Origin of the sequence: Mycolicibacterium fallax (assembly GCF_010726955.1) — a bacterium.
Classification (GTDB): domain Bacteria; phylum Actinomycetota; class Actinomycetes; order Mycobacteriales; family Mycobacteriaceae; genus Mycobacterium; species Mycobacterium fallax.
On record NZ_AP022603.1, the window covers coordinates 255,952 to 279,365 of the forward strand.

The 23,414-nt window shown below is 71.3% G+C and carries 21 protein-coding genes; 18 read left to right on the forward strand and 3 right to left on the reverse strand.

The features are described 5' to 3' along the window. Positions 1 to 10 precede the first annotated feature (10 nt). From G6N10_RS01180 to rsmD, 3 genes are read left to right on the forward strand one after another with little or no spacing between them, the layout of a single operon-like run. Positions 11 to 619 (forward strand): vitamin K epoxide reductase family protein, encoded by a 609-nt coding sequence (locus tag G6N10_RS01180; RefSeq protein ID WP_179962864.1) that lies wholly within the window; start codon positions 11 to 13, stop codon positions 617 to 619. A gap of 25 nt (positions 620 to 644) precedes the next feature. Next, the gene (locus tag G6N10_RS01185; RefSeq protein ID WP_234810449.1) at positions 645 to 875 is read left to right on the forward strand and encodes a biotin/lipoyl-containing protein; all 231 of its coding nucleotides are present in this window, start codon (positions 645 to 647) and stop codon (positions 873 to 875) included. Further along, positions 872 to 1,432 carry a 16S rRNA (guanine(966)-N(2))-methyltransferase RsmD gene (rsmD, locus tag G6N10_RS01190; RefSeq protein ID WP_085093888.1) on the forward strand — a complete coding sequence of 187 codons (561 nt, stop codon included), beginning with the start codon at positions 872 to 874 and terminating at the stop codon, positions 1,430 to 1,432. The genes G6N10_RS01185 and rsmD overlap by 4 nt, the downstream gene beginning before the upstream one ends. 12 nt (positions 1,433 to 1,444) lie before the next feature. Here the strand turns inward: rsmD and G6N10_RS01195 are convergent, their stop codons facing one another. Then, a complete protein-coding gene (locus G6N10_RS01195) occupies positions 1,445 to 2,515 on the reverse strand; it encodes a helix-turn-helix transcriptional regulator (protein ID WP_085093683.1) in 1,071 nt (356 codons plus the stop codon). Between the two features lie 333 nt (positions 2,516 to 2,848). Between G6N10_RS01195 and coaD the strand changes: the two genes are divergently transcribed. From coaD to ftsY, 9 genes are all read left to right on the forward strand, one after another. Beyond that, positions 2,849 to 3,325 (forward strand): pantetheine-phosphate adenylyltransferase, encoded by a 477-nt coding sequence (gene coaD / locus G6N10_RS01200; RefSeq protein WP_085093685.1) that lies wholly within the window; start codon positions 2,849 to 2,851, stop codon positions 3,323 to 3,325. A gap of 87 nt (positions 3,326 to 3,412) precedes the next feature. After that, a complete protein-coding gene (gene sepIVA, locus G6N10_RS01205; RefSeq protein WP_085093687.1) occupies positions 3,413 to 4,150 on the forward strand; it encodes a cell division protein SepIVA in 738 nt (245 codons plus the stop codon). 42 nt (positions 4,151 to 4,192) lie between these two features. Then, positions 4,193 to 4,750, forward strand: coding sequence for a YceD family protein (locus G6N10_RS01210; RefSeq protein ID WP_179962804.1), 558 nt, complete (start codon positions 4,193 to 4,195; stop codon positions 4,748 to 4,750). After that, positions 4,743 to 5,447, forward strand: coding sequence for a ribonuclease III (gene rnc / locus G6N10_RS01215; protein ID WP_085093689.1), 705 nt, complete (start codon positions 4,743 to 4,745; stop codon positions 5,445 to 5,447). The genes G6N10_RS01210 and rnc overlap by 8 nt, the downstream gene beginning before the upstream one ends. Then, complete coding sequence (mutM, locus tag G6N10_RS01220) at positions 5,447 to 6,352, forward strand: bifunctional DNA-formamidopyrimidine glycosylase/DNA-(apurinic or apyrimidinic site) lyase (protein WP_085093691.1); 906 nt, start codon at positions 5,447 to 5,449, stop codon at positions 6,350 to 6,352. The genes rnc and mutM overlap by 1 nt, the downstream gene beginning before the upstream one ends. An 89-nt stretch (positions 6,353 to 6,441) precedes the next feature. Further along, on the forward strand, positions 6,442 to 6,855 hold the full coding sequence (locus G6N10_RS01225) for an OsmC family protein (RefSeq protein WP_085093693.1): 414 nt from the start codon (positions 6,442 to 6,444) through the stop codon (positions 6,853 to 6,855). A gap of 3 nt (positions 6,856 to 6,858) precedes the next feature. Then, on the forward strand, positions 6,859 to 7,137 hold the full coding sequence (locus G6N10_RS01230) for an acylphosphatase (RefSeq protein WP_085093695.1): 279 nt from the start codon (positions 6,859 to 6,861) through the stop codon (positions 7,135 to 7,137). A gap of 64 nt (positions 7,138 to 7,201) precedes the next feature. Then, on the forward strand, positions 7,202 to 10,786 hold the full coding sequence (smc, locus tag G6N10_RS01235; RefSeq protein WP_085093697.1) for a chromosome segregation protein SMC: 3,585 nt from the start codon (positions 7,202 to 7,204) through the stop codon (positions 10,784 to 10,786). A 45-nt stretch (positions 10,787 to 10,831) separates the two neighbouring features. Beyond that, positions 10,832 to 12,175 carry a signal recognition particle-docking protein FtsY gene (gene ftsY, locus G6N10_RS01240; RefSeq protein ID WP_085093699.1) on the forward strand — a complete coding sequence of 448 codons (1,344 nt, stop codon included), beginning with the start codon at positions 10,832 to 10,834 and terminating at the stop codon, positions 12,173 to 12,175. A gap of 67 nt (positions 12,176 to 12,242) precedes the next feature. Here the strand turns inward: ftsY and G6N10_RS01245 are convergent, their stop codons facing one another. Further along, positions 12,243 to 14,633 (reverse strand): FdhF/YdeP family oxidoreductase, encoded by a 2,391-nt coding sequence (locus tag G6N10_RS01245; RefSeq protein WP_407663960.1) that lies wholly within the window; start codon positions 14,631 to 14,633, stop codon positions 12,243 to 12,245. Between the two features lie 11 nt (positions 14,634 to 14,644). After that, complete coding sequence (fdhD, locus tag G6N10_RS01250) at positions 14,645 to 15,511, reverse strand: formate dehydrogenase accessory sulfurtransferase FdhD (protein ID WP_085093701.1); 867 nt, start codon at positions 15,509 to 15,511, stop codon at positions 14,645 to 14,647. Between the two features lie 207 nt (positions 15,512 to 15,718). Between fdhD and G6N10_RS01255 the strand changes: the two genes are divergently transcribed. The 6 genes from G6N10_RS01255 to G6N10_RS20220 are packed head-to-tail and all read left to right on the forward strand — an operon-like array spanning position 15,719 to position 23,414. Beyond that, the gene (locus G6N10_RS01255) at positions 15,719 to 17,083 is read left to right on the forward strand and encodes an ammonium transporter (RefSeq protein ID WP_085093703.1); all 1,365 of its coding nucleotides are present in this window, start codon (positions 15,719 to 15,721) and stop codon (positions 17,081 to 17,083) included. A 33-nt stretch (positions 17,084 to 17,116) separates the two neighbouring features. Further along, positions 17,117 to 17,455: a P-II family nitrogen regulator gene (locus tag G6N10_RS01260; protein WP_085093705.1), complete on the forward strand. Its 339-nt coding sequence runs from the start codon at positions 17,117 to 17,119 to the stop codon at positions 17,453 to 17,455. A gap of 32 nt (positions 17,456 to 17,487) precedes the next feature. After that, on the forward strand, positions 17,488 to 19,920 hold the full coding sequence (locus tag G6N10_RS01265; RefSeq protein ID WP_085093707.1) for a [protein-PII] uridylyltransferase: 2,433 nt from the start codon (positions 17,488 to 17,490) through the stop codon (positions 19,918 to 19,920). A gap of 35 nt (positions 19,921 to 19,955) precedes the next feature. Next, entirely contained in the window at positions 19,956 to 21,527 is a 1,572-nt protein-coding gene (gene ffh, locus G6N10_RS01270; protein ID WP_085093709.1) for a signal recognition particle protein, read from the forward strand. A 28-nt stretch (positions 21,528 to 21,555) separates the two neighbouring features. Continuing rightward, a complete protein-coding gene (locus tag G6N10_RS01275) occupies positions 21,556 to 22,623 on the forward strand; it encodes an amidohydrolase family protein (protein WP_085093711.1) in 1,068 nt (355 codons plus the stop codon). After that, complete coding sequence (locus G6N10_RS20220; protein WP_234810450.1) at positions 22,620 to 23,414, forward strand: DUF7161 family protein; 795 nt, start codon at positions 22,620 to 22,622, stop codon at positions 23,412 to 23,414. The genes G6N10_RS01275 and G6N10_RS20220 overlap by 4 nt, the downstream gene beginning before the upstream one ends.

Sequence of the window (23,414 nt, forward strand, 5' to 3'; positions counted from 1 at the left end):
CGAGGTTGAGGTGACCGAACCGACCGACGCGCGGAACGAACGCGACGCGGTACCGGTCGGCAAGGCGAGCGCCTGGTACATCCTGATCGCCGGCGTGATCGGCCTGATCTCCTCCTTCGTGCTGTCGGTGGAGAAGATCGAGATGCTGATCAACCCGCGGTACGTGCCGTCGTGCAGCCTCAACCCGGTGATGGCGTGCGGTTCGGTGATGGAGTCGGCGCAGGCCGCGGTGCTGGGCTTCCCGAACCCGCTGATGGGCCTGGTCGCGTTTCCGATCGTCATCGCCACCGGTGTGCTGGCCGTCGGCGGTGTCCGGCTGCCGCGCTGGTACTGGTCGGGTCTGCTGGCCGGCACCGCCATGGGCGCGGGCTTCGTGCAATGGCTGATCTTCCAGAGCCTGTACCGGATCGGGATGCTCTGCCCGTACTGCATGGTGGTCTGGTCGATCACCATTCCGCTGCTGGTCGTCGTCGCCTGCATCACGTTGCGGCCGCTGGCCGGTAATCCGGTGGCGCGCGTGCTGTACCAGTGGCGCTGGCCGTTGGTGGTGCTGTGGTTCACCGCCGTCGTCCTGATGATCCTGGTGCGGTTCTGGGCCTACTGGTCCACCCTGATCTAGCCGCCTGGTGCAGAGGAGACAATCGGTGACCGTCGAGGTATCGGCATCCGGGGGTACCCGGGTGGCGGCGCCGTTCGCCGGTGCGCTGACGTTCTTGGTGCCCGACGGCGCGGCGGTGTGCACCGGCCAGACCATCGCGATCGTCGAGGCGATGAAGATGGAGGCCGGTATCACCGCGCCGAGGCCGGGGGTTCTTGCCCTCGCCGGCGCCGACGGCCCGGTCGAGGGCGGGGAACTGCTGGCGGTGATCCGCTGACCCGGATCATCGGCGGCGCGGCCGGCGGGCGACGGATCGCGGTGCCGCCGCGGGGGACCCGGCCCACCACCGACCGGGTGCGTGAGTCGTTGTTCAACGTGCTGGCTGCCCGGCTGGATTTCGACGGGCTGGCGGTGCTCGATCTCTACGCCGGGTCCGGCGCGCTCGGGCTGGAGGCGCTGTCCCGCGGCGCGGCCGGTGCGGTGTTCGTCGAATCGGATCCGCGGGCGGCCGCGGTGATAGTGGAAAACATTGCTGCGCTGCGGGTTTCGGGGGCTTCGGTGCACCGCGGCACGGCGGCGTCGCTGCTCAGCGCCGAGGCGCCGATGGCGATGGATCTGGTGTTCGCCGACCCGCCCTACGACGTCGCGGCCGCCGACATCGAGGCCCTGCTGGTGGATCTGACCGGCAACGGCTGGGCCGGGGCGGGCACCGTCGTGGTGGTGGAGCGGCCGAACACCGGTCCGCGGCTGACCTGGCCGGTCGGCTGGGCGCCGTGGAAGGAACGCCGCTACGGCGACACCCGGCTGGAGATCGCCGAGCGGCAGGCCCGCTAACGGCCAGCCCGGTCAGCCGGACAGGGTCAGCAGCAGCCGGACCAGCTCGGCCTGGCGGTGGGTGCCGGTCTTGTCGAAGATCCGCTGCAGGTGGGTGCGGACCGTCGTCAGTGACACCGAAAGTTCCTCGGCGATCGGGGCCAGGCCCTTGCCCCCGAGTATCCGGACCGCGACATCGGACTCGGCCCGGGTCAGCCCGTAGATCCGGCGCAGCACGTCGGCGGGCGGCTTCACCGGCAGGTCGAGGTCCACGACGACCGTGAGCACGGCGCCGTCGGCGGCGGGCAGCACGTGCAGCAGGTAGGGGCGTTTCCCGGACGGCCGGTTGCAGAGCACCCACTGGGCCGCCGGGTCGGTACTCCCGCCGGGTGTCGCGGCGGCGCTGATGGCGGCCTGCAGTCGCGTCCGGCCGGACGTTTCCTCGATGCGCAACCGTCCGCCGCGCCGGGAGAGCCCGTCGCTGTGCTCCAGGATCGCCTCGGCCGCCGCGTTCGCGTGGATCACCGCGCCGCCGCGGTCCAGTAACACCAGGCCGCGCTGGATGCTGTCGGCGGCCCGCTCGGCGTCTTCGGCGTTCAACACCCGGCCGTGTAGTCGCTGTTCGATGTGCAGGGCCTGCTGTACGTGCGGGATCAGCGCCGCGAAGACGGCGGCGCGAGCGGCGGTCTCGAACCGCGACCCGTCGCCGGCCACCAGGAAGGTGACGTTGTCCCCGCCGGCGGTCAGCCGGACGAAGAATCCCCGGGTGAAGCGGTGCGGGCGCATCCAGTCGACGTCGAACTCCGAGCCGGCTGCCCGCGCGATGAGTCCGCTGCCCGGCACCATCAGGCCGACCGGGCCGGCCTCCACGTCGGCAAGCACGTAGTCGATCGGGTGGTAGTAGTCCTGGTAGGCGGTGCGGGCATCGTCGGCCATGCAGGTGCAGCGGGGCACCCGGCTCGCCCCGTCGGAGACCACCAGGCCGGCGGTGCCGCCGTCGAACAGCAGCTGGATGTCGACCATCACGCTCGGCCAGTCCTGGGGTGCGAGCACGGCGCCGTGGATCCGGGCGGCTATTCGGGAAAATTCATCAAATGTGACCATATGTTCTCCCTGGCCACCCGTGGGACGGGTGAAATTCTAGCCGCGTTTCTCAGTCATTTGAAGGATGTGTATGACCGTGTTTCTGCGGTTTCCTTGATGACGTGTCCGCGGCAAACGTGCAGCGTGTCAACGTGACGTCGTGTCGGAATGCGATCACCGGGGAGTTGGTCGAATTAAATTGCGGGAATGTGTCTTTGGTGCCCGATGATGCCTCTCCACATTTGCAGAAGCTAAGTGCTGGGTGCTTTCTGTGGGTCCCCTGGGAAAATTCCGTGGTGCGCCGGGGCCGCGAGCCGGCCCCGGCACCCGGGGGTGCCTGTAGCGTCCTGAGCCATGAGTGGTGCGGTCTGCCCGGGGTCCTTCGACCCCGTAACCCTGGGACATGTTGATGTGTTCGAACGGGCCGCGGCCCAATTCGACGAACTGGTCATCGCGGTGCTGGTGAACCCGAGCAAGAAGGGCATGTTCACCGCGGCCGAGCGGATGGAGATGATCACCGAGGCGACCGCGCATCTGCCGAACGTCCGGGTCGAGTCCGGTTCCGGGCTGGTCGTCGACTTCGTCAAGGCGCACGGCCTGACCGCGATCGTCAAGGGTCTGCGCACCGGCACCGACTTCGAGTACGAGCTGCAGATGGCCCAGATGAACCGGCACGTTGCCGGGGTGGACACCTTCTTCGTCGCCACCAGCGCGGAATTCTCGTTCGTGTCGTCCTCGCTGGCCAAGGAGGTCGCCAGCCTCGGCGGCGACGTGTCGGCGCTGCTGCCGGAGGCGGTCAACCGGCGACTGGCGGCGAAACTGCGGAACTGACCGCGACACACCGGCGCGACAATCCACGTCACAGCAGTAACACCATGCACACTGGTAACACCATTAACAGATCGTGGAGGCTGCGCCGTGTACCGAGTTTTTGAAGCGCTCGACGAGTTGGGCGCCATCGTCGAAGAGGCCCGCGGCGTGCCGATGACGGCCGGCTGCGTGGTTCCGCGCGGCGACGTGCTGGAACTGCTTGACGACATCAAGGACGCCATCCCCGGCGAGCTCGATGACGCCCAGGACGTGCTCGATGCCCGCGACGGCATGCTGCGCGAGGCCAAGGCGCACGCCGACCAGATGGTCGGTTCGGCGACCACGGAATCCGAATCGATGGTCAACCACGCCCGCGCCGAGGCCGACCGGATGCTCGCCGACGCCAAGGCCCAGGCCGACCGGATGGTCGCCGAGGCCCACGCGCACTGCGACCGCTCGGTCTCCGAGGCGCACGAGGAGGCCAACCGGCTGGTCACCACCGCCAAGCGGGACCACGAGTCGATCATGGCCCGCGCCAAGGCCGAGGCCGACCGCCTCGTCGAGAGCGGCAACATCTCCTACGAGAAGGCCGTTCAGGAAGGCATCAAGGAGCAGCAGCGCCTGGTGTCCCAGACCGAGGTGGTCGCCACCGCGACCGCCGAGGCCACCCGACTGGTCGACTCGGCGCACGCCGAGGCCGACCGACTGCGCGGCGAATGCGACATCTACGTCGACAGCAAACTCGCCGAGTTCGAGGACTATCTCAACGGAACGCTGCGCTCGGTCGGCCGTGGACGGCACCAGCTGCGCACCGCCGCCGGCACGCACGACTACGTGCAGCGGTAACGGCGGATCGGGGGGGCCTGCGACCGACGTAGGATTCCGACCATGCCTGCTGCACATCCGCTGAGGTTCGACGTCTCCAGGCTGGGCCGCCGTCCCGGCGCCTTGATCACCCGCGCCGAGACGGTGTCCAGCCCGTCGCGCATCGGACTGGACCTGATCGCGGTGCCCGAGGGTGCGCCGATGCGGCTGGATCTTCGGCTGGAATCGGTTTCCGAGGGCGTTCTGGTCACCGGAACCGTGTCGGCGCCGATCGCCGGGGAGTGTTCGCGCTGCCTGACTCCGTTCGACGACGACGTCGAGATCTCGGTGACCGAGCTGTTCGCCTATCCCGACAGCGCCACCGCGGCCACCGCCGAGGCCGACGAGGTCGGCCACCTCGTTGACGACACCGTCGACCTGGAGCAGTGCGTCGTCGACGCGGTCGGGCTGGCCCTGCCGTTCGTACCGCTGTGCCGCCCGGACTGCCCCGGCCTGTGCCCGCACTGCGGGATCGCGCTGGCCACCGCCGAGCCCGACCACCACCACGAGATCCTCGACCCGCGCTGGGCCAAGTTGGCCGACCTCGACGTCACCGACGAACCCCGTGGCGGCAATGCTTGAGGACCGCACACCGCTGCTGGCCGCGCTCGGCGTCGAGCTGCCCGAGGACCTGCTGACGCTGGCGTTGACGCACCGCAGCTACGCCTACGAAAACGGCGGGCTGCCCACCAACGAGCGCCTGGAGTTCCTCGGCGACGCCGTGCTCGGCCTGACCATCACCGACGAGCTCTACCACCGCCACCCCGACCGCACCGAGGGGGATCTGGCCAAGTTGCGGGCCAGCGTGGTCAACACCCAGGCGCTGGCGGAGGTCGCCCGCGGCCTCACCGACGGCGGGCTGGGGGCGTTCCTGCTGCTGGGCCGCGGCGAACTCAGCAGCGGCGGCACCGACAAGTCGTCGATCCTGGCCGACGGGGTCGAATCCCTGTTGGGCGCGGTGTATCTCGCGCATGGGATCGCCACCGCGCGGGTGGTCATTCTGCGGATCTTCGCCGAACTGCTCGACACCGCGCCGACGCTGGGTGCCGGGCTGGACTGGAAGTCCAGCCTGCAGGAACTCACCGTGGGGCGCGGCCTCGGTCCGCCCAGCTACCTGGTCAGCTCCACCGGACCCGACCACGACAAGGAGTTCACCGCGACCGTGGTGGTCGCCGACGCCGACTACGGCGAGGGCACCGGGCGTACCAAAAAGGAGGCCGAACTCAAGGCCGCCGCGGCGGCCTGGACCGCCCTGGAAGGCAACCCGGCGGGAGACTGATGCCCGAACTGCCCGAGGTCGAGGTGGTGCGGCGCGGACTGGCCGGCCACGTGGTGGGACGCACCATCACCACCGTGCGGGTGCATCACCCCCGGGCCGTGCGCCGGCATCCGGGCGGTGCCGCGGATCTGATCGGTCGGCTGCGCGGCGCCCGGATCACCGGAACCGGCCGCCGCGGGAAATACCTGTGGCTGCTGCTCGACGACGGCGAGTCCGGCGCACTGGTGGTGCACCTGGGCATGAGCGGCCAGATGCTGCTCGGTGGGGTACCGCGCGCCGAACACGTGCGAATCTCGGCGCTGCTCGACGACGGGACCGCGCTGAGCTTCGTCGACCAGCGCACCTTCGGCGGCTGGCAGGTCGCCGAGCTCGTCGAGGTCGGTGGGGTCGAGGTGCCGCAGCCGGTCGCGCACCTGGCCACCGACCCGCTGGACCCGGCCTTCGACCGCGACGCCGTGGTGAAGGTGTTGCGCGGCAAGCACTCCGAGATCAAACGGCAACTGCTCGACCAGACCGTCGTCTCCGGGATCGGCAACATCTACGCCGACGAGGCACTGTGGCGGGCGCGGGTCAACGGCGCCCGGCTCGCCGACGGGCTGTCCCGGCCGAAGCTGGCCGCCGTGCTCGACGCCGCCGCCGCGGTGATGACCGACGCGCTTTCTCAGGGCGGAACCTCGTTCGATTCGCTGTATGTGAACGTCAACGGCGAATCCGGGTACTTCGACCGGTCGCTGAACGCCTACGGCCGCGAGGGCCAGGGGTGCCGGCGGTGCGGGGCGATCATCCGGCGGGAGAAGTTCATGAACCGCTCGTCGTACTACTGCCCGAGCTGCCAACCCCGGCCCCGCCGGGCGCCGAGGGCGCGCTCCGGTACCCGACACACCGGTGGCGGCGTACCCGGTTGAGCGCTGGGGGAAGAAGTGCGCGCTCGGGGTGCCCAGAGCGCCGACGATAGGCTGCCCGGAAAGCCTGGCGCGTGAGAGGAATACCTGAGATGACCGAACTCTGGGTGCAGCGCACCGGAACCCGCCGCTACACCGGGCGCAGCTCGCGCGGCGCCGAGGTGCTCGTCGGCTCGGTGGACGTCGAGGGCGTGTTCACTCCGGGTGAGCTGCTGAAGATCGCGCTGGCCGCCTGCGCGGGCATGAGCGCCGATCAGCCGCTGGCCCGCCGGCTCGGCGACGACTACGACGCCCGCATCGAGGTGTCCGGCGATGCCGACCGGGACAACGAGGTCTATCCGGCGCTGGCCGAGACGCTGCGCATCGACCTGACCGGGCTGACCGAGGCCGAGGCCGCGCGGGTGCACACCGTGGTGGCCCGCGCCATCGACAGCGTCTGCACGGTCGGGCGCACCCTGAAGGCCGGCACCGAGGTCACCTTCGAGATCGCCGACGGCCGGGGCTGAGCGATGTCCGAGCAGGTCCGGCTCACCGCCTGGGTGCACGGCCGGGTCCAGGGCGTCGGCTTTCGCTGGTGGACCCGCTCGCGCGCGCTGGAGCTGGGCCTGACCGGCTACGCCAAGAACCAGCCCGACGGCCGGGTGCTGGTGGTGGCGCAGGGGCCGCGGCAGGCCTGCGAGGGACTCCTGGAGCACCTGGGCGGTGGCCGGACCCCGGGGCACGTCGACACCGTCGTGGCGGACTGGGCCGCGGCCGGGGAACCGATCAGCGGATTCGTCGAGCGGTAGCGATCGGCGCACCGGGGCGCCTGGTCGGCCGCCGCGCGGTTACGCACCGGTAATCTGGGCCGTTATGCATCTGAAGAGTCTGACGCTGAAGGGCTTCAAGTCCTTCGCCGCGCCCACGACTCTGCGCTTCGAACCGGGCATCACCTGCGTGGTCGGCCCCAACGGTTCCGGCAAGTCCAACGTCGTCGACGCCCTGACCTGGGTGATGGGCGAGCAGGGCGCCAAGGCCCTGCGCGGCGGCAAGATGCAGGACGTCATCTTCGCCGGCACCTCCAACCGCGCGCCACTGGGCCGCGCCGAGGTCACCCTCACCATCGACAACTCCGACAACGCGCTGCCGATCGAATACTCCGAGGTGTCCATCACCCGCCGGATGTTCCGCGACGGCGCGGGCGAATACGAGATCAACGGCACCAGCTGCCGGCTGATGGACGTCCAGGAACTGCTCAGCGACTCCGGCATCGGCCGCGAGATGCACGTCATCGTCGGGCAGGGCCGGCTGAGCCAGATCCTGGAATCGCGACCGGAGGACCGCCGCGCCTTCATCGAGGAGGCCGCCGGCGTCCTCAAGCACCGCAAACGTAAGGAAAAGGCGGTCCGCAAGCTCGACGCGATGGCCGCCAACCTGGCCCGGTTGACCGACCTGACCACCGAACTGCGCCGCCAGCTCAAGCCGCTGGGCCGGCAGGCCGAGGTGGCCCGGCGCGCGGCCACCATCCAGGCCGACCTGCGCGACGCCCGGCTGCGGCTGGCCGCCGACGACCTGGTCGCCCGGCAGAGCGAGTTCGCCGGGGTCGGTGACACCGAGGCCGCGCTGCGCCGCGAGCACGAGGAGGCCGCCGAGCGGCTGGCCGTCGCCGCCGAGGAACTCGCCGCCCACGAGTCGGCGGTGGCCTCGCTGAGCCAGCGCGCCGACGCCGCCCAGCAGGCCTGGTTCCGGCTTTCGGCGCTGGCCGAGCGGGTCGGCGCGACGGTTCGCATCGCCGCCGAGCGGACCCAGCTGCTGGAGGCCGAACCCGTCGCGCACACCGGGGCCGACCCCGACGCGCTGGAGGCCGAGGCCGACGAGGTCGCCGCCCACGAACAGCAACTGCTCGCCGAACTGGACGAGGCCCGCGAGCGCGCGGAGTTCGCCCGCGCCGAACTGGCCCAGGCCGAATCGGTGGCCGCCGAGGCCGAACGCGCGCACCTGGCCGCCGTCCGCGCCGAGGCCGACCGCCGCGAGGGCCTGGCCCGGCTGACCGGCCAGGTCGAGACGATGCGCGCCCGGGTGGAATCCATCGACGAACGGGTCGAGCGGCTGTCCGAGGGCATCGAGGCGGCCGCGGCCCGGGCCCAGCAGGCCCAGGCCGAGTTCGAGACCGCGCAGGGCCGGGTCGGCGAACTCGACGAGGGCGAGGCCGGGCTCGACGAACAGTACGAGCGCACCGTCACCGCGCTGCGGCTGGCCGAGGAACGGGTCACCGAACTGCAGGCCGCCGAGCGCGCCGCCGAACGCCAGGTCGCCTCGCTGCACGCCCGGATCGACGCGCTGGCCGTCGGCCTGGACCGCAAGGACGGCGCCGCCTGGCTGACCGAACACCTCGGCGGCGGCGGAATCTTCGGCACGCTGGCGGGCCTGATCAAGGTCGCCGCCGGGCACGAGACGGCGCTGGCCGCGGTGCTGGGCTCGGCCGCCGACGCGCTGGCCGCCGACGGCACCGTCACCGCAGGCTCGGCCGTCGCCGCACTCAAGGCCGCCGACGGCGGCCGGGCCGCGCTGGTGCTGGGGGACTGGCCGGTGACCGAGCCGGAGGACCTGCCCGCGCTGCCGGCCGGGGCGCGCTGGGCGCTGGACCTGGTCGAGGCGCCCGCTCGGCTGCGCGGCGCGCTGACCGCGATGCTGGCCCGGGTCGCCGTCGTCGACGACATCGAGGCGGCGTTGACGCTTATCGAGGCGCATCCGCAGCTGCGCGCGGTCACCGGCGAGGGGGATCTGGTCGGCCTGGGCTGGGTCAGCGGCGGTTCCGACCGCAAACCGTCGACGCTGGAGATCACCTCCGCGATCGAGCGGGCCCGCACGGAGCTGGCGGCCGCTGAAACCCAGGTCGGCGAGCTGGCCGCGGCGCTGTCCGGCGCGCAGGCCGAGCAGACCGACCGCCGCGATGGCGCCGAGCAGGCGCTGGCCGCCCTCAACGAGTCCGACGCCGCCATCTCGCAGATCTACGAGCAGCTCGGCCGGCTCGGGCAGGAGGCCCGCAAGGCCGAGGAGGACTGGCAGAGCCAGATCCGCCGGCGCGACGAGCTGGAGTCCGGCCGCGCCCAGACCGTCGCCGAGCTGACCGAGCTGGAAACCCGGCTGTACAACGCCGAGGAGGTCCCCGCCGAGCTGCCCGACGAGCCCGACGACCGCCAGTACCTGGCGATGGCCGCCGACGCCGCCCGCAGCGCCGAGGTGGAGGCCCGACTGGCGGTCCGCACCGCCGAGGAACGCACCAATGCCGTGCGCGGCCGGGCGGATTCGCTGCGCCGGGCCGCCGCGGCCGAGCGGGAAGCCCGGCTGCGCGCCGAGCGGGCCCGGGTGGCCCGCCGGCACGCCGCGGCGGTGGCCGCCGCCGTCGCGGAGTCCGGCCGCCAGGTCGCCGGCCGGCTGGCCGGCGTGGTCGCCGTCGCCGCGCAGCGCCGCGACGCGTTCACCGCGCAGCGTCACGAACGCGCCGCCGGGCTGACCGCCGCCCGCGCCGAGGTCGACACTCTGAACGCCCGGATCGCCGCGCTGACCGACTCGCTGCACCGCGACGAGGTGGCCAAGGCGCAGGCCGCGCTGCGACTGGAACAGCTGGAGCAGACCATCCTGGACCAGTTCGGCCTGGCCCCGGCCGATCTGGTCGCCGAGTACGGCCCCGACATCGCGCTGCCGCCGACCGAGCTGGAGCTGGCCGAGTACGAGCAGGCCCGCGAGCGCGGCGAGCAGGTCACCGCACCGGCACCGATGCCGTTCGACCGGCCCACCCAGGAACGCCGCGCCAAGCGCGCCGAGAAGGAGCTGGCCGAGCTGGGCCGGGTCAACCCGCTGGCGCTGGAGGAGTTCGCGGCGCTGGAGGAGCGCTACAACTTCCTGTCCACCCAGCTCGAAGACGTCAAGGCGGCCCGCAAGGATCTGCTCGACGTGGTCGAGCAGGTCGACGCCCGGATCCTGGAGGTGTTCACCGAGGCCTACGCCGACGTGGAACGCGAGTTCGCGCAGGTGTTCTCCGCGCTGTTCCCGGGCGGGGAGGGCCGGCTGCTGCTGACCGACCCGTCGGACATGCTCACCACCGGGGTCGAGGTCGAGGCCCGCCCGCCGGGCAAGAAGGTCAAGCGGCTGTCGCTGCTGTCCGGCGGGGAGAAGTCGTTGACCGCGGTGGCGATGCTGGTGGCGATCTTCCGGGCCCGGCCGTCCCCGTTCTACGTGATGGACGAGGTGGAGGCCGCCCTCGACGACGTGAACCTGCGCCGGCTGATCGGGCTGTTCGAGCAGCTGCGGGAGAAATCTCAGCTGATCGTCATCACCCACCAGAAGCCGACGATGGAGATCGCCGACGCGCTCTACGGCGTCACCATGCAGGGCGACGGCATCACCCAGGTGATCTCGCAGCGGATGCGCGGCCAGGAGCTGGTCAGCAGCTGAGCAGCCCGCCCCCGCCGCCGCCGGGTCGCCTGAAACAATGAGCGCATGCCGATCGAAGCCTGGATTGCCATCGCCGTCATCGCGGTCCTGACCATCACCGTGCTGATCGTCGGGCTGGTGCGTTACCGCAGCCGGACGATCAGCCTGACCGCCCCCGAGGACGCCGACAAGCAGCTCGATCGCTCCGGCGGCTACGCCGCCAAATCGGGCATCAGCTTCAGCGAGGGCGGCACCGCGACGCTCGACCCGACCGGGCTGCCGGGCGTCGGCGACGATGCGGCCGTCCCGCGCGACGCCCCCAAGCGCACGATTTCCGAGGTCAAGCTGCCCGAGCCGGAGGCTGAAGCACCCCAGGTTGAGGTTGACGTCGCTGAGGTCGCGGCCCCCGAGGCCGACGCCGTGGTCGCCGAGCCCGAACCGGTCGCCGAGCCGGAGCCCGCGCCGTCGGCCCCGGAGCTGGACACCATCGCGCCCACCGAGGGCCGGCTGGACCGGCTGCGCGGCCGGCTGGCCAAGTCGCAGAACGCGCTGGGCAAGAGCGTGCTCGGCCTACTCGGCGCCGGCGATCTCGACGAGGACTCCTGGCAGGACGTCGAGGACACCCTGCTGATCGCCGACCTGGGCCCGACGGTCACCGCTGCGGTGATGGACGAGCTGCGGGCCAAGTTCGCCGCCAGCGGCGCCCGGACCGGTGCGGAGGCCCGGCAGGTGCTGCGCGACGCGCTGATCGGGCAGCTGCACCCCGAGTTCAACCGCTCGATTCGGGCGTTGCCGCATGCCGACGCGCCCTCGGTGCTGCTGGTGGTCGGGGTCAACGGCACCGGCAAGACCACCACCGTCGGCAAGCTGGCCCGGGTGCTGGTCGCCGACGGCCGCCGGGTCGTGCTCGGCGCCGCCGACACCTTCCGCGCGGCGGCCGCCGACCAGCTGCAGTCCTGGGCGTCGCGGGTGGGCGCCGAGGTGGTGCGCGGCGCAGAGGGCGCCGACCCGGCCTCGGTCGCCTTTGACGCCGTCGACAAGGGCATCGAGGCCGGCGCCGATGTGGTGCTGGTCGACACCGCGGGCCGGCTGCACACCAAGACCGGCCTGATGGACGAGCTGGGCAAGGTCAAGCGGGTGGTCGAGAAGCGCGCCGTGGTCGACGAGGTGCTGCTGGTGCTCGACGCCACCATCGGCCAGAACGGGCTGGCGCAGGCGAAGGTGTTCTCCGAGGTCGTCGACATCACCGGGGTGGTGCTGACCAAGCTCGACGGCACCGCCAAGGGCGGCATCGTGTTCCGGGTGCAGCAGGACCTCGGCGTACCGGTGAAGCTGGTCGGACTGGGCGAGGGGCCCGACGATCTGGCCCCGTTCGAGCCAACGGCGTTTGTCGACGCACTGCTGGGCTGAGCGCGAAGCGCGAGGCCCATGCGGTGCGCATGTCACTGCACTGCTGGGCTGAGCGCGAAGCGCGCGGCTATTGCCCGGCGGGGGTGACCCGGATGTGGATGCTCTTGGCCAGCGGCTGGTCGCTCTGCGCGCTGTAGTCGGAGTGCCCGATCAGCACGTTCATTTCCGGCATGTAGCCGGCGGCGCTGCCCTTCGGGGTGTCGTAGGCGATGGCGCGGTAGGACCGGAGCGCGCGCTGCGAGCCGTCCTTGGACGTCGAGACGATGTCGACCAGCGCGCCGTCGGCGATCCCGCGGGCGGCCATGTCCGCCGGGTTCAGGAAGATCAGCTCGCGAATGTTCTTGACGCCGCGGTAGCGGTCGTTGTTCGAGTAGATGGTGGTGTTCCACTGGTCGTGGGAGCGCATGGTCTGCAACACCAGCATGTCCGGCTCGGGCGGGTGGGCCGCGGTGGCCAGCGGTGCGTGCGAGAACTGCGCCCGCCCCGACGCCGTCGCGAACACCCGCTCCCGGGCCGGCTGCGGGATCCGGAACCCGGTCGGGTTCTTGATCAGGTCGTTGAACCCGGCGAATCCGGGCAGCACGACGGCCATGTCGTCGCGGATCCGGTCGTAGTTCGCGACGTACTCCTCCCACGGTGTGGTGCTGTCCGGCAGGGTGGCCCGGGCCATCCGGGCGATGATCTCCGGCTCGGACAGCAGCGCTTCGGACGCCGGTTTCTTCTTGCCGTAGGACACGTGCACCATGCTCATGGCGTCCTCGACGGTCTGCCCCTGTGGCCCGTCGCGCTGGATGTCGATCTCGGTGCGGCCCAGGCAGGGCAGGATCAGCGCCTTGCGGCCGTGCACCAGGTGGCTGCGGTTCAGCTTGGTGCTGACCTGCACGGTCAGCGCGCAGCGCGACAGCGCCTCGGCGGTGTAGTCGGTGTCCGGGGCGGCCAGCACGAAGTTGCCGCCCAGGGCGATGAACACCGCGACGTCCCCGCGGTGCATCGCCTCGATGCTGCCGACGGTGTCCAGGCCGGGAGTGCGCGGCGCGGTGATGCCGTGATGCGCGTCGAGCGCGTCGAGCAGGGCGGCGGGCGAGTGGTGGTTGATCCCGCAGGTCCGGTTGCCCTGCACGTTGCTGTGCCCGCGCACCGGAGCCGGCCCGGCGCCGGGCCGGCCGATGTTGCCGCGCAGCAGCAGCACGTTCATGAATTCCCGGATCATGTCCACGGCGTGCTCGTGCTGGGCCACGCCCAGGCACCAGCTGACGATCGTCCGGCCCGCCCGCAGGTAGAGCTCGCCGGCCTGGCGCAGCTGCGCCTCGCCGAGCCCGGAGGCGGCGACCAGTTCGTCCCAGCCGGTGGCCTGCACCAGGGCCCGGTACTCCTCGAGACCGACGGTGTGTTCGGCCAGGAACTCGCGGTCCAGCGCGGTCGGGTCGGTGTCGGCGGCCTCGAACACCACCTTGGCGATTGCCCGCATCAGGGCCATGTCCCCGCCGGGGGCGACCTGCAGGTCCAGCGACCCGGTTTGGCTGGACCGGAACAGCGCCATGTCCAGGAAGTCGTGCGGGACGATTGTTTTGGTGGAGGCGACCTCTACCAGCGGGTTCACGTGCACCACCTGGGCGCCGCTGCGCACCATGGCGGCCAGTGTGGTGAGCATCCGCGGAGCGTTGGACGCGGCGTTGACGCCGAGCAGGAACAGCAGGTCGGCCTCGGCCCAGTCCTGGACGTCGGTGGTGCCCTTGCCGGTGCCGATCGACGCGGTCAGCGCGCGGCCGGACGCCTCGTGGCACATGTTGGAGCAGTCCGGCATGTTGTTGGTGCCGAATTCCCGCATGAACAGCTGGTAGATGTAGCTGGACTCGTTGCTGAGCCGGCCGGAGGTGTAGAACGTCGCCGCGTCCGGGGTCGGCAGCCCGCGCAGTTCCTCGCCGATCAGCGCGAACGCCGCATCCCAGGAGATCGGCACATACCTGTCCAGTTCGGCGTCGTAGACCATCGGGTCGGTCAGCCGACCGGCGTCCTCCAGCTCGAAGTCGGTCCACTGGGCCAGCTCGGTGACGGTGTGCGCGGCGAAGAACCACGGCCCGACCCGCTTGTGTGTCATCTCCCAGGTGACGTGCTTGATGCCGTTCTCGCAGATGTCCAGCAGCAGGCCGTCCTGGTCGTCGGGCCACGCGCAGCCCGGGCAGTCGTAGCCGCGGATCGGGTGGTTCATCTGCACGAGGGCCTTCGGTCCGGCGATCGGCAGCCGCTGCCGCGCGATCACCTTGCCCACCGACAGCGCCGCGCCCCAGGCGGCGGCGGGGTGCCGGTAGGGCTGCTGGGACCAGTCGCGATCGGTCACCGGACCGTAGCCGCCCTGCCGGGGTTGCCGGGCCATCAGGCCGGGGGCCGGGCCGGCCGGTTCGGGGCGCTGACCGTCGGCCGCGTCCGGGCCGTTGGCGTTGTGCTGAGTGTCGGTCATGTCGGTGTCCTTCAGCTCGCCCGACTGTGGTCGGCCGGGGCGTCGGTGCGGATGCGGTCCGGGTGGGTGTAGACGTTCATCGAATCGCCGCGCAGGAACCCCACCAGGGTGAGGCCGGTCGCGTCGGCCAGTTCCACCGCCAGCGAGGACGGTGCCGACACCGCGGCCAGCATCGGCACCCCGGCCATCACCGCCTTCTGAGCGAGCTCGAAACTCGCCCGGCCGGAGACCATCAGCACCGTGGCGCGCAGCGGCAACCGATCGGCGAGCACCGCCCACCCGATCACTTTGTCGACGGCGTTGTGCCGCCCGACGTCCTCGCGAAGCACCAGCAATTCGCCGCTGTCGGCGTCGAACAGGGCTGCGGCGTGCAGCCCGCCGGTCTTGTCGAACACCGCCTGCCGGGCGCGCAACTGCTCGGGGAAGGTGGTCAGCACGGCGGCGTCCAGCTCGGCGGGGTCCTCGGCCAGCCGGTAGCGCGACACCGTCTCGATCTCCTCGATGCTGGACTTACCGCACAGCCCGCAGGCGCTGGTGGTCAGGAATCGCCGGGACAGTTCCGGGGCGGGGGCGGCCACGCCGGATGCCAGGGTGACCTCGAGGATGTTGTAGGTGTTGGCCGCACCGCCGGATCCGGGGCCACCGCAGTGCATGGCCCGGTGCAGCTGCTCGCCGCGGCTGATCACGCCCTCGGAGACCAGGAAACCGGCGGCCAGCTCGACGTCATGGCCGGGGGTGCGCATGGTGATGGCGAGTTGGGCGTGGTTGACCCGGATTTCCAGCGGCTCCTCGACGGCCAGCAGGTCGGCCCGGCGGCGCCGCTCGGCGTCGCCGACGACGATTCTGGTGACCGGATGTCGCGCCGTGATGCGGCCCATGGTCTGAGGCTACCGCCGGGGCCCGACGGCCACGGCCGGACCGCCAACTCGCGGCCCGGCCGCGCCGGGCCGCCGGCGCGTAACAACGCCGAAACGCGGGGCGGGCATCCATTCACACCGGTGAAACACGGGAGAACCACGGGGGAAACCCGGGCGCACGAACCTTTGCGGGAGGCCGATCACGTCGGCGTAGGTTTCCAAGGAGGTTTGGCCAAAGTGCTACCTGATACCGCGTTCGCACCATTCGGGCCGGGGGGCCTGAGCACGGGCGACACCGCCTGGGTGCTCGTCTCGGCCGCCCTGGTGCTGCTGATGACCCCGGCGCTGGCGTTCTTCTACGGCGGCCTGTCTCGGCAGAAGTCCGTTCTCAACATGATGATGATGTCGTTCGGCTCGATCGGCGTGGTCGGCATCATCTACGTGCTGTGGGGCTATTCGATGTCGTTCTCCTCCACCCACACCGGGGGATCGGATATCGGCGGCGTCTTTGACAACCCGTTCTCGCTGTTCGGGCTGACCCAACTGACTCAGACCCGCGAGATCGACGGCCAGCAGGCCTTCGTCGCCGGCGGATTCGGCACCGTGCCGGCGATCGTCTGGGTCGCGTTCCAGCTGACCTTCGCCGTCATCACCGTGGCGCTGATCAGTGGCGCGGTCGCCGAGCGGATGCGGTTCGGCACCTGGCTGGCATTCGGCGGCATCTGGGTGACCCTGGTGTATTTCCCGCTGGCCCACATGGTTTGGGGCGGCGGTCTGCTCTCGGGCAGTGAGAACAGCATCGCCGCATGGCTTTTCGGGACCACGACGGCGCAGGACGGCACGGTCACCGCGAACGTCGCCCCGATCGACTTCGCCGGCGGCACGGTGGTGCACATCAACGCGGGCATGGCCGCGCTGGTGCTGGCCGTTCTGCTGGGCCGGCGCACCGGGTTCGGCCGGATCGTGTTCCGTCCGCACAACATTCCGTTCGTGATGCTCGGCGCGGCGCTGCTGTGGTTCGGCTGGTTCGGCTTCAACGTCGGCTCCGAGGGCGCGGCGAACATGCACGCCGGGCTGGTGTGGATCAACACCACCGTCGCGACCGCCGCGGCGATGCTGGGCTGGCTGGTGGTGGAGCGGATCCGCGACGGCCACGCCACCAGCGTCGGTGCCGCCTCGGGCATCGTTGCCGGACTGGTCGCGATCACCCCGGCCTGCGGGTCGCTGTCGCCGATCGGCGCGATCGGGCTCGGCGCGGTCGCCGGTGCGCTGTCCTCGCTGGCGATCGCGCTGAAGTACAAGCTCGGCTACGACGACTCGCTCGACGTCGTCGGCGTGCACCTGGTCGCCGGGTTGTGGGGCACCGTGGCGATCGGGTTGCTGGCCACCGACACCGGGTTGTTCTACGGCGGTGGCATCCGGCAGCTGGTGGTGCAGTTGGTGATCGCGCTGGCCGCGTTGCTGTTCACCGCCGTCCTGACGATTGTCATCGCGTTTATCGTTAAACCCCTGGGATGGCGGATAAGCAAGGAAGACGAGCACACCGGAATCGACGAGACACTCCATGCGGAAACGGCTTACGAACTCAGCTGATCGCATACAACTGCTTTGGAAGGGAATGACCAGATGAAACTGATCACCGCGATCGTCAAGCCATTCACCCTCGAGGACGTCAAGACCGGGCTGGAGGAGGCGGGCATCCTGGGCATGACGGTCAGTGAGGTCCAGGGCTACGGCCGGCAGAAGGGCCACACCGAGGTCTACCGCGGCGCCGAATACGCCGTCGACTTCGTGCCCAAGGTCCGGGTCGAGGTGGTGGTCGAGGACGCCGCCGTCGACAAGGTGGTCGACATCATCGTGCACGCCGCCCGCACCGGGAAGATCGGCGACGGCAAGGTCTGGGTCAGCCCGGTCGACACCGTCGTACGCGTCCGCACCGGCGAACGGGGCGGTGACGCGCTCTAGCCGCAACCGGCGCGATCGAAGGGAGGCCGGACATGGCTGATGAACCCCGGGTACCCAAGCCGGCCACCGACCTGGTCGCCGCGGCGCGTCGACTCGGCGCCGGCGGTGAGCACCGGCTGGATTCGGCGGCGCTGCGCGCGGCGCTGGTCGACCTGCACGAGGTGTGGTTGACCGGCACGGCCGCCGACCTCGGCATCACCGAATCCAGCGGGTTCGCCATCGTCGCCACCGGCGGACTGGGGCGCGGCGAAATGCTGCCGCATTCCGACCTGGATCTGCTGCTGCTGCACGACCAGATGGCCGCTGACACGGTCACCGCGGTGGCCGAGGCACTGTGGTACCCGCTGTGGGATGCCAACATTCGCGTCGACCACAGTGTGCGGACGGTCGGGGAGGCACTGACGGTGGCGAGCACCGACCTGGCCGCGGCGATGGGGCTGCTGGAGGCCCGGCACATCGCCGGCGACCCGGAATTGTCGACGCTGCTGATCCGCAACGCGCGCCGGCAGTGGCGGCTGGGCATCGCCGGGCGGTTTCCCGAGATCGTCGAGCACACCCAGGCCCGGTGGGCGCGCAGCGGCGAGATCGCGCACCGCGCCGAGCCGGACCTGAAGAACGGCCGGGGTGGGCTGCGCGACGTGCAATTGCTCACCGCGCTGGCCGCCGCCCAGCTCGCCGACGTGCACCCCGGCGCGGCCGGGGCGAGCGCGCCGGTGGGTTCGCTGGCCGACAGTCAGCGGGCATTGCTGGACGTGCGTACCGAACTGCATCGGCTGTCCGGGCGCGGCCGGGACACCCTGCTGGCCCAGCACGCCGACGAGATCGGCGCGGCGCTGCGTATCGGCGACCGGTTCGACCTGGCCCGCGCGCTGTCGGACGCCGGACGCACCATCGCCTATCACGTCGACGCCGGGCTGCGGACCGCCGGAAACGCGCTGCCGAAGCGGGGATTTGCCGCGCTGCGCCGGCCGATCCGTCGTCCGCTCGACGAGGGCGTGATCGAGTACAACGGCGAGGTCATGCTGGCCCGCGAGGCCCGCCCGCAGCGCGATCCCGGCCTGGTGCTGCGGGTGGCCGCGGCATCGGCGGTGACCGGCCTGCCGATGGCCGCCGCGACGCTGAACCGGTTGGCCGACTCCGCCCCGGAAATGCGCGCGCCCTGGCCGGCGTCGGCGCTGCAGGACCTGCTGGTGGTGTTGGGCACCGGGTCCTCGGCGGTGAGCACCATCGAGGCGCTGGACCGCACCGGCCTGTGGGGACGGCTGTTCCCGGAATGGGGGGCGGTGCGTGACCTGCCACCGCGCGACGTCGTGCACGTCTGGACGGTGGACCGGCACCTGGCCGAGACGGTGGCCCAGGCCGGCGCGCTGACCACCCGGGTCTCCCGCCCGGACCTGCTGGTGCTCGGTGCGCTGCTGCACGACATCGGCAAGGGCCGGGGTGGGGACCACAGCGTGATCGGCGCGGAGCTGGCCGCGCAGATCGGCACCCGGCTGGGGCTGTGGCCCTCCGATATCGACGTGTTGGTCGACATGGTGCGATACCACCTGCTGCTGCCGGACACCGCCACCCGCCGTGACCTGGCCGATCCGGTCACCATCGCCGAGGTGGCCAACACCCTCGGCGGTGATCTGCAACTGCTGGAACTGCTGCACGCGCTGGCCGAGGCCGACGGATTGTCCACCGGACCCGGGGTGTGGGGGGACTGGAAGGCCACCCTGATCGGGGACCTGGTGCGCCGGACCCGGCTCGCGCTCGCCGGTGAACCGCTGCCGCGGGCCGACCCGATCGCCGAGCGGCACCGGGCGCTGGCCGCCGCCGACGACGAGGTGCACGTCGAGCTCGTCGACGGTGACGGGCCCGGCACCTACCGGGTGACCATCATCGCCCCGGATCGCCGGGGCGTGCTGTCCCGGTCGGCCGGGGTGCTCGCGCTCAACGCGCTGCGGGTGCATTCGGCGTCGGTGAGCAGCGCGCACGGCAGCGCGATCGACACCTTCGTGGTCGCCCCGCACTTCGGCAGGCCGCCGGCGGCCGAACTGCTGCGCCAGCAACTGAGCCTGGCCATGGCCGGCGACGTGGATGTGCTGGAACTGCTGCGCGGGCGGGCCGGGGACGGCGCCGAGCACCGGCGCGAATCGAGCACCCGGGCGGCGGTGCCGGTCAACCCGCCGACCGCGCCGCCACGAATCCTCTGGCACGACGGGCCCGACGCCGACCGCTGGCTGGTGGAGGTCCGGGCCACCGACGTCACCGGGTTGCTGGCGGAGCTGACGGCGGTGTTCGAGCGGGCCGGCGCCGATGTGGAGTGGGCCAAGGTGACGACCCTGGGCGCGTCGGTCATCGACGTGTTCAGCATCGCCGCACCCGCCGGCGCCGACCCCGCGTTGCGGCAGCGGCTGGAGGCCGACCTGTACGCGGTGCTGCCTGCGCCGCCGCCGGTGCCGGCCGCCGAACCGGAATGACATGACGCCGCGGCCCTGCGGTTAGGCTGGTCCCCGTGTTTGAATCCCTCTCCGACCGGTTGACCGGTGCGCTGGCCGGGTTGCGTGGCAAGGGCCGGCTGACCGACGCCGACATCGACGCCACCGCCCGGGAGATCCGGCTGGCGCTGCTCGAGGCCGACGTGTCGCTGCCCGTCGTGCGCGAGTTCATCGTCCGGGTCAAGGACCGCGCCAAGGGCGCCGAGGTCTCCGGCGCGCTGAACCCGGCCCAGCAGGTCGTCAAGATCGTCAACGAGGAACTCGTCGGCATCCTCGGCGGCCAGACCCGGCAGCTGAGCTTCGCCAAGACCCCGCCGACGGTGATCATGCTGGCCGGCCTGCAGGGCGCCGGTAAGACCACATTGGCCGGCAAGCTCGCCAAGTGGCTGAAGGGCCAGGGCAACAATCCGCTGCTGGTGGCGTGTGACCTGCAGCGACCCGGTGCGGTCAACCAGCTGCAGGTGGTCGGTGAGCGGGCCGGGGTGACGGTGTTCGCCCCGCACCCGGGGACCGCGCCCGGGTCCACCGAGATCGCCGGCGCCGGACCGGGCGACCCGGTCGCCGTCGCCGCCGCCGGCCTGGCCGAGGCCAAGGCCCAGCACTTCGACGTCGTCATCGTCGACACCGCGGGCCGGCTCGGCATCGACGACGTGCTGATGGCGCAGGCCGCCGCGATCCGCGACGCGGTGTCGCCCGACGAGACGCTGTTCGTGCTCGACGCGATGATCGGCCAGGACGCGGTGGCCACCGCCGAGGCGTTCGGCGCCGGCGTCGGTTTCACCGGCGTGGTGCTGACCAAGCTCGACGGCGACGCCCGCGGCGGTGCGGCGCTGTCGGTGCGCGAGGTCACCGGCGTGCCGATCCTGTTCGCGTCCACCGGCGAGAAGCTGGAGGACTTCGACGTCTTCCACCCCGACCGGATGGCCAGCCGGATCCTCGGCATGGGCGATGTGCTCACCCTGATCGAGCAGGCCGAGCAGGTCTTCGACGCCCAGCAGGCCGAGGCCGCCGCCGCGAAGATCGGCACCGGCGAGCTGACCCTGGAGGACTTCCTCGACCAGATGCTCGCCATCCGCAAGATGGGCCCGATCGGCAACCTGCTGGGCATGCTGCCCGGCGCCGGCCAGATGAAGGACGCGCTGGCCGCCGTCGACGACAGCCAGCTCGACCGGATCCAGGCCATCATCCGCGGCATGACGCCGGCCGAGCGGACCGACCCGAAGATCATCAACGCCTCCCGGCGGCTGCGCATCGCCAACGGCTCCGGCGTCACCGTCACCGAGGTCAACCAGCTCGTCGACCGGTTCTTCGAGGCCCGCAAGATGATGTCGCAGATGGTCGGCGGCATGGGCATTCCCGGGATGGGCCGGCGCTCGGCCACCCGCAAGCAGGCCAAGGGCCGCAAGGGCAAGGGCAAGGGCAAGGGGCGCGGGCCGACTCCGCCGAAGTCCCCGTTCGGCGCCGGGATGCCGGCGGGCATGCCCGCCGGGTTCCCGGACCTGACCGGGATGCCCAAGGGCCTGGACGAATTGCCGCCCGGGCTGGCCGATTTCGACCTGTCCAAGCTGAAGTTCCCGCCGCAGAAGTAACGCCCACACCGGATCGGGGGGTCCCGCGATGCGCCTGCACATCCGCGGGACGGTGCTGCCCGACGGCGCGCCGGCGCAGTGGTGGATCGTCGACGGGGTGCTGTCGGCCGAACCGGTCGCCGGCGCCGACACGGTGTTCGACGGCGGCTGGATCATCCCAGGTCTGGTCGACGCGCACTGCCACGTCGGGCTCGGCCCGCAGGGCGGCGTCGAGCTTGACGAGGCGATCGGGCAGGCCGAGGTCGAACGCGACGCCGGGGTGTTGCTGCTGCGCGACGCCGGCTCCCCGGTGGACACCGGCAGCCTCGACGATCGCGAGGACCTGCCGCGGATCATCCGCGCCGGTCGGCACCTGGCCCGGCCCAAGCGCTACATCCCGGGCCTGCCGATCGACATCGAGGACGAGTCCCAGCTGCCGGAATACGTTGCGGCCCAAGCCCGCCGGGGTGACGGCTGGGTGAAGCTGGTGGGGGACTGGATCGACCGCGGGGCCGGCGACCTGGCACCGCTGTGGTCCGATGAGGTGCTGGTCGCGGCGGTCGAGGCCGCGCACGCCAACGGCGCGCGGGTGACCGCGCACGTGTTCGGCGAGGACGCGCTGCCCGGGCTGATCAAGGCCGGCATCGACTGCATCGAGCACGGCACCGGGATCACCGAGGACGTCATCGAGCTGATGCTGGCCCACGGCACCGCCCTGGTGCCGACCCTGATCAACATCGACAACTTTCCCGGTATCGCCGAGAAGGCCGGCCGGTACCCGGCCTACGCCCGGCACATGCGGGAGCTGTACGCCAGCTGCGCGGACCGGATCGGCGCCGCGCACGAGGCCGGGGTGGCGATCTACGCGGGCACCGACGCCGGCGGCATGATCGCCCACGGCCGGATCTCCGATGAGGTCGCCGCGCTGCGCCGGGTCGGCCTGAGTCCCACCGAGGCGCTCGGAGCGGCCTGCTGGTCGGCGCGGGACTGGCTGGGCCGCACCGGGATTGAGCACGGCGGGCCGGCCGATCTGCTGTGCTTCGCCGAGGATCCGCGACTGCCCGGGGTGCTCGATCACCCGGACCTGGTGATCCTGCGCGGCCGGGTCTACCGATGACCCACATCGAGTTCATCCCGAAGGCCGGCGCAGCTCTGGCGACGCTGATCGGCATCTGGAATTTCCCGGTCGGTTCGCAACTGCAGATCGTTCGCGACGGTCGCGGCATCCAGATCGTCGAGACGCGCTCCGGGCGGGAGATTCCCGCCGAGGAGTTCTATGTGCCGCCCAGCGATCGTCGCGCGGGGCCTGCGGTGCCGGCCGGCCACCGGCCGATCGGGTTGGCGGACACCGGGTTGCGCGGTCGGGTCGCCCGGATCATCACCGATCCCGGGGTGTACTACGACCTGCCGCTCGACCGCGTCGAGGTCGTCATCGCCGACGACGAACCCAACATCTATGCCGAACTGCAGGTGTATCTGGCCGAGGCACCGGAGCGGACCTCGGCGATTCACCACAGTCACCTGGCGGTCGCCGACCAGCGGCCCGCCGCGGAACCCGCGGCCGGTGCGACGCTGGAGCAGCGGATCACCCGCGCGGTCCTGGATCCGCAGCGGTACGACCGGATCGTCGACGCGGCGCGGGGCCGGGAGCTGTACGTGGCCATGAAGATCGGGGCGGACGGCAGCTCACCGCTGTTCCTCACCTCCGCGGCGGCGGGGATGGATGCACTGCTGCAGGTCTACACCGGCCGACAGCGCCCCGGGATCCGCTACGGCGGAATGTCGCTGGAGGCCATCGTCGAGGTGCTGCGGAAGACCCCCGAACTCAACGGGGTGCACCTGATCAACGACGCCGACGACTGGGTGGTGCTCGGCCGAGGGGACCTCGGGCTCGACGACGGTCGGTAG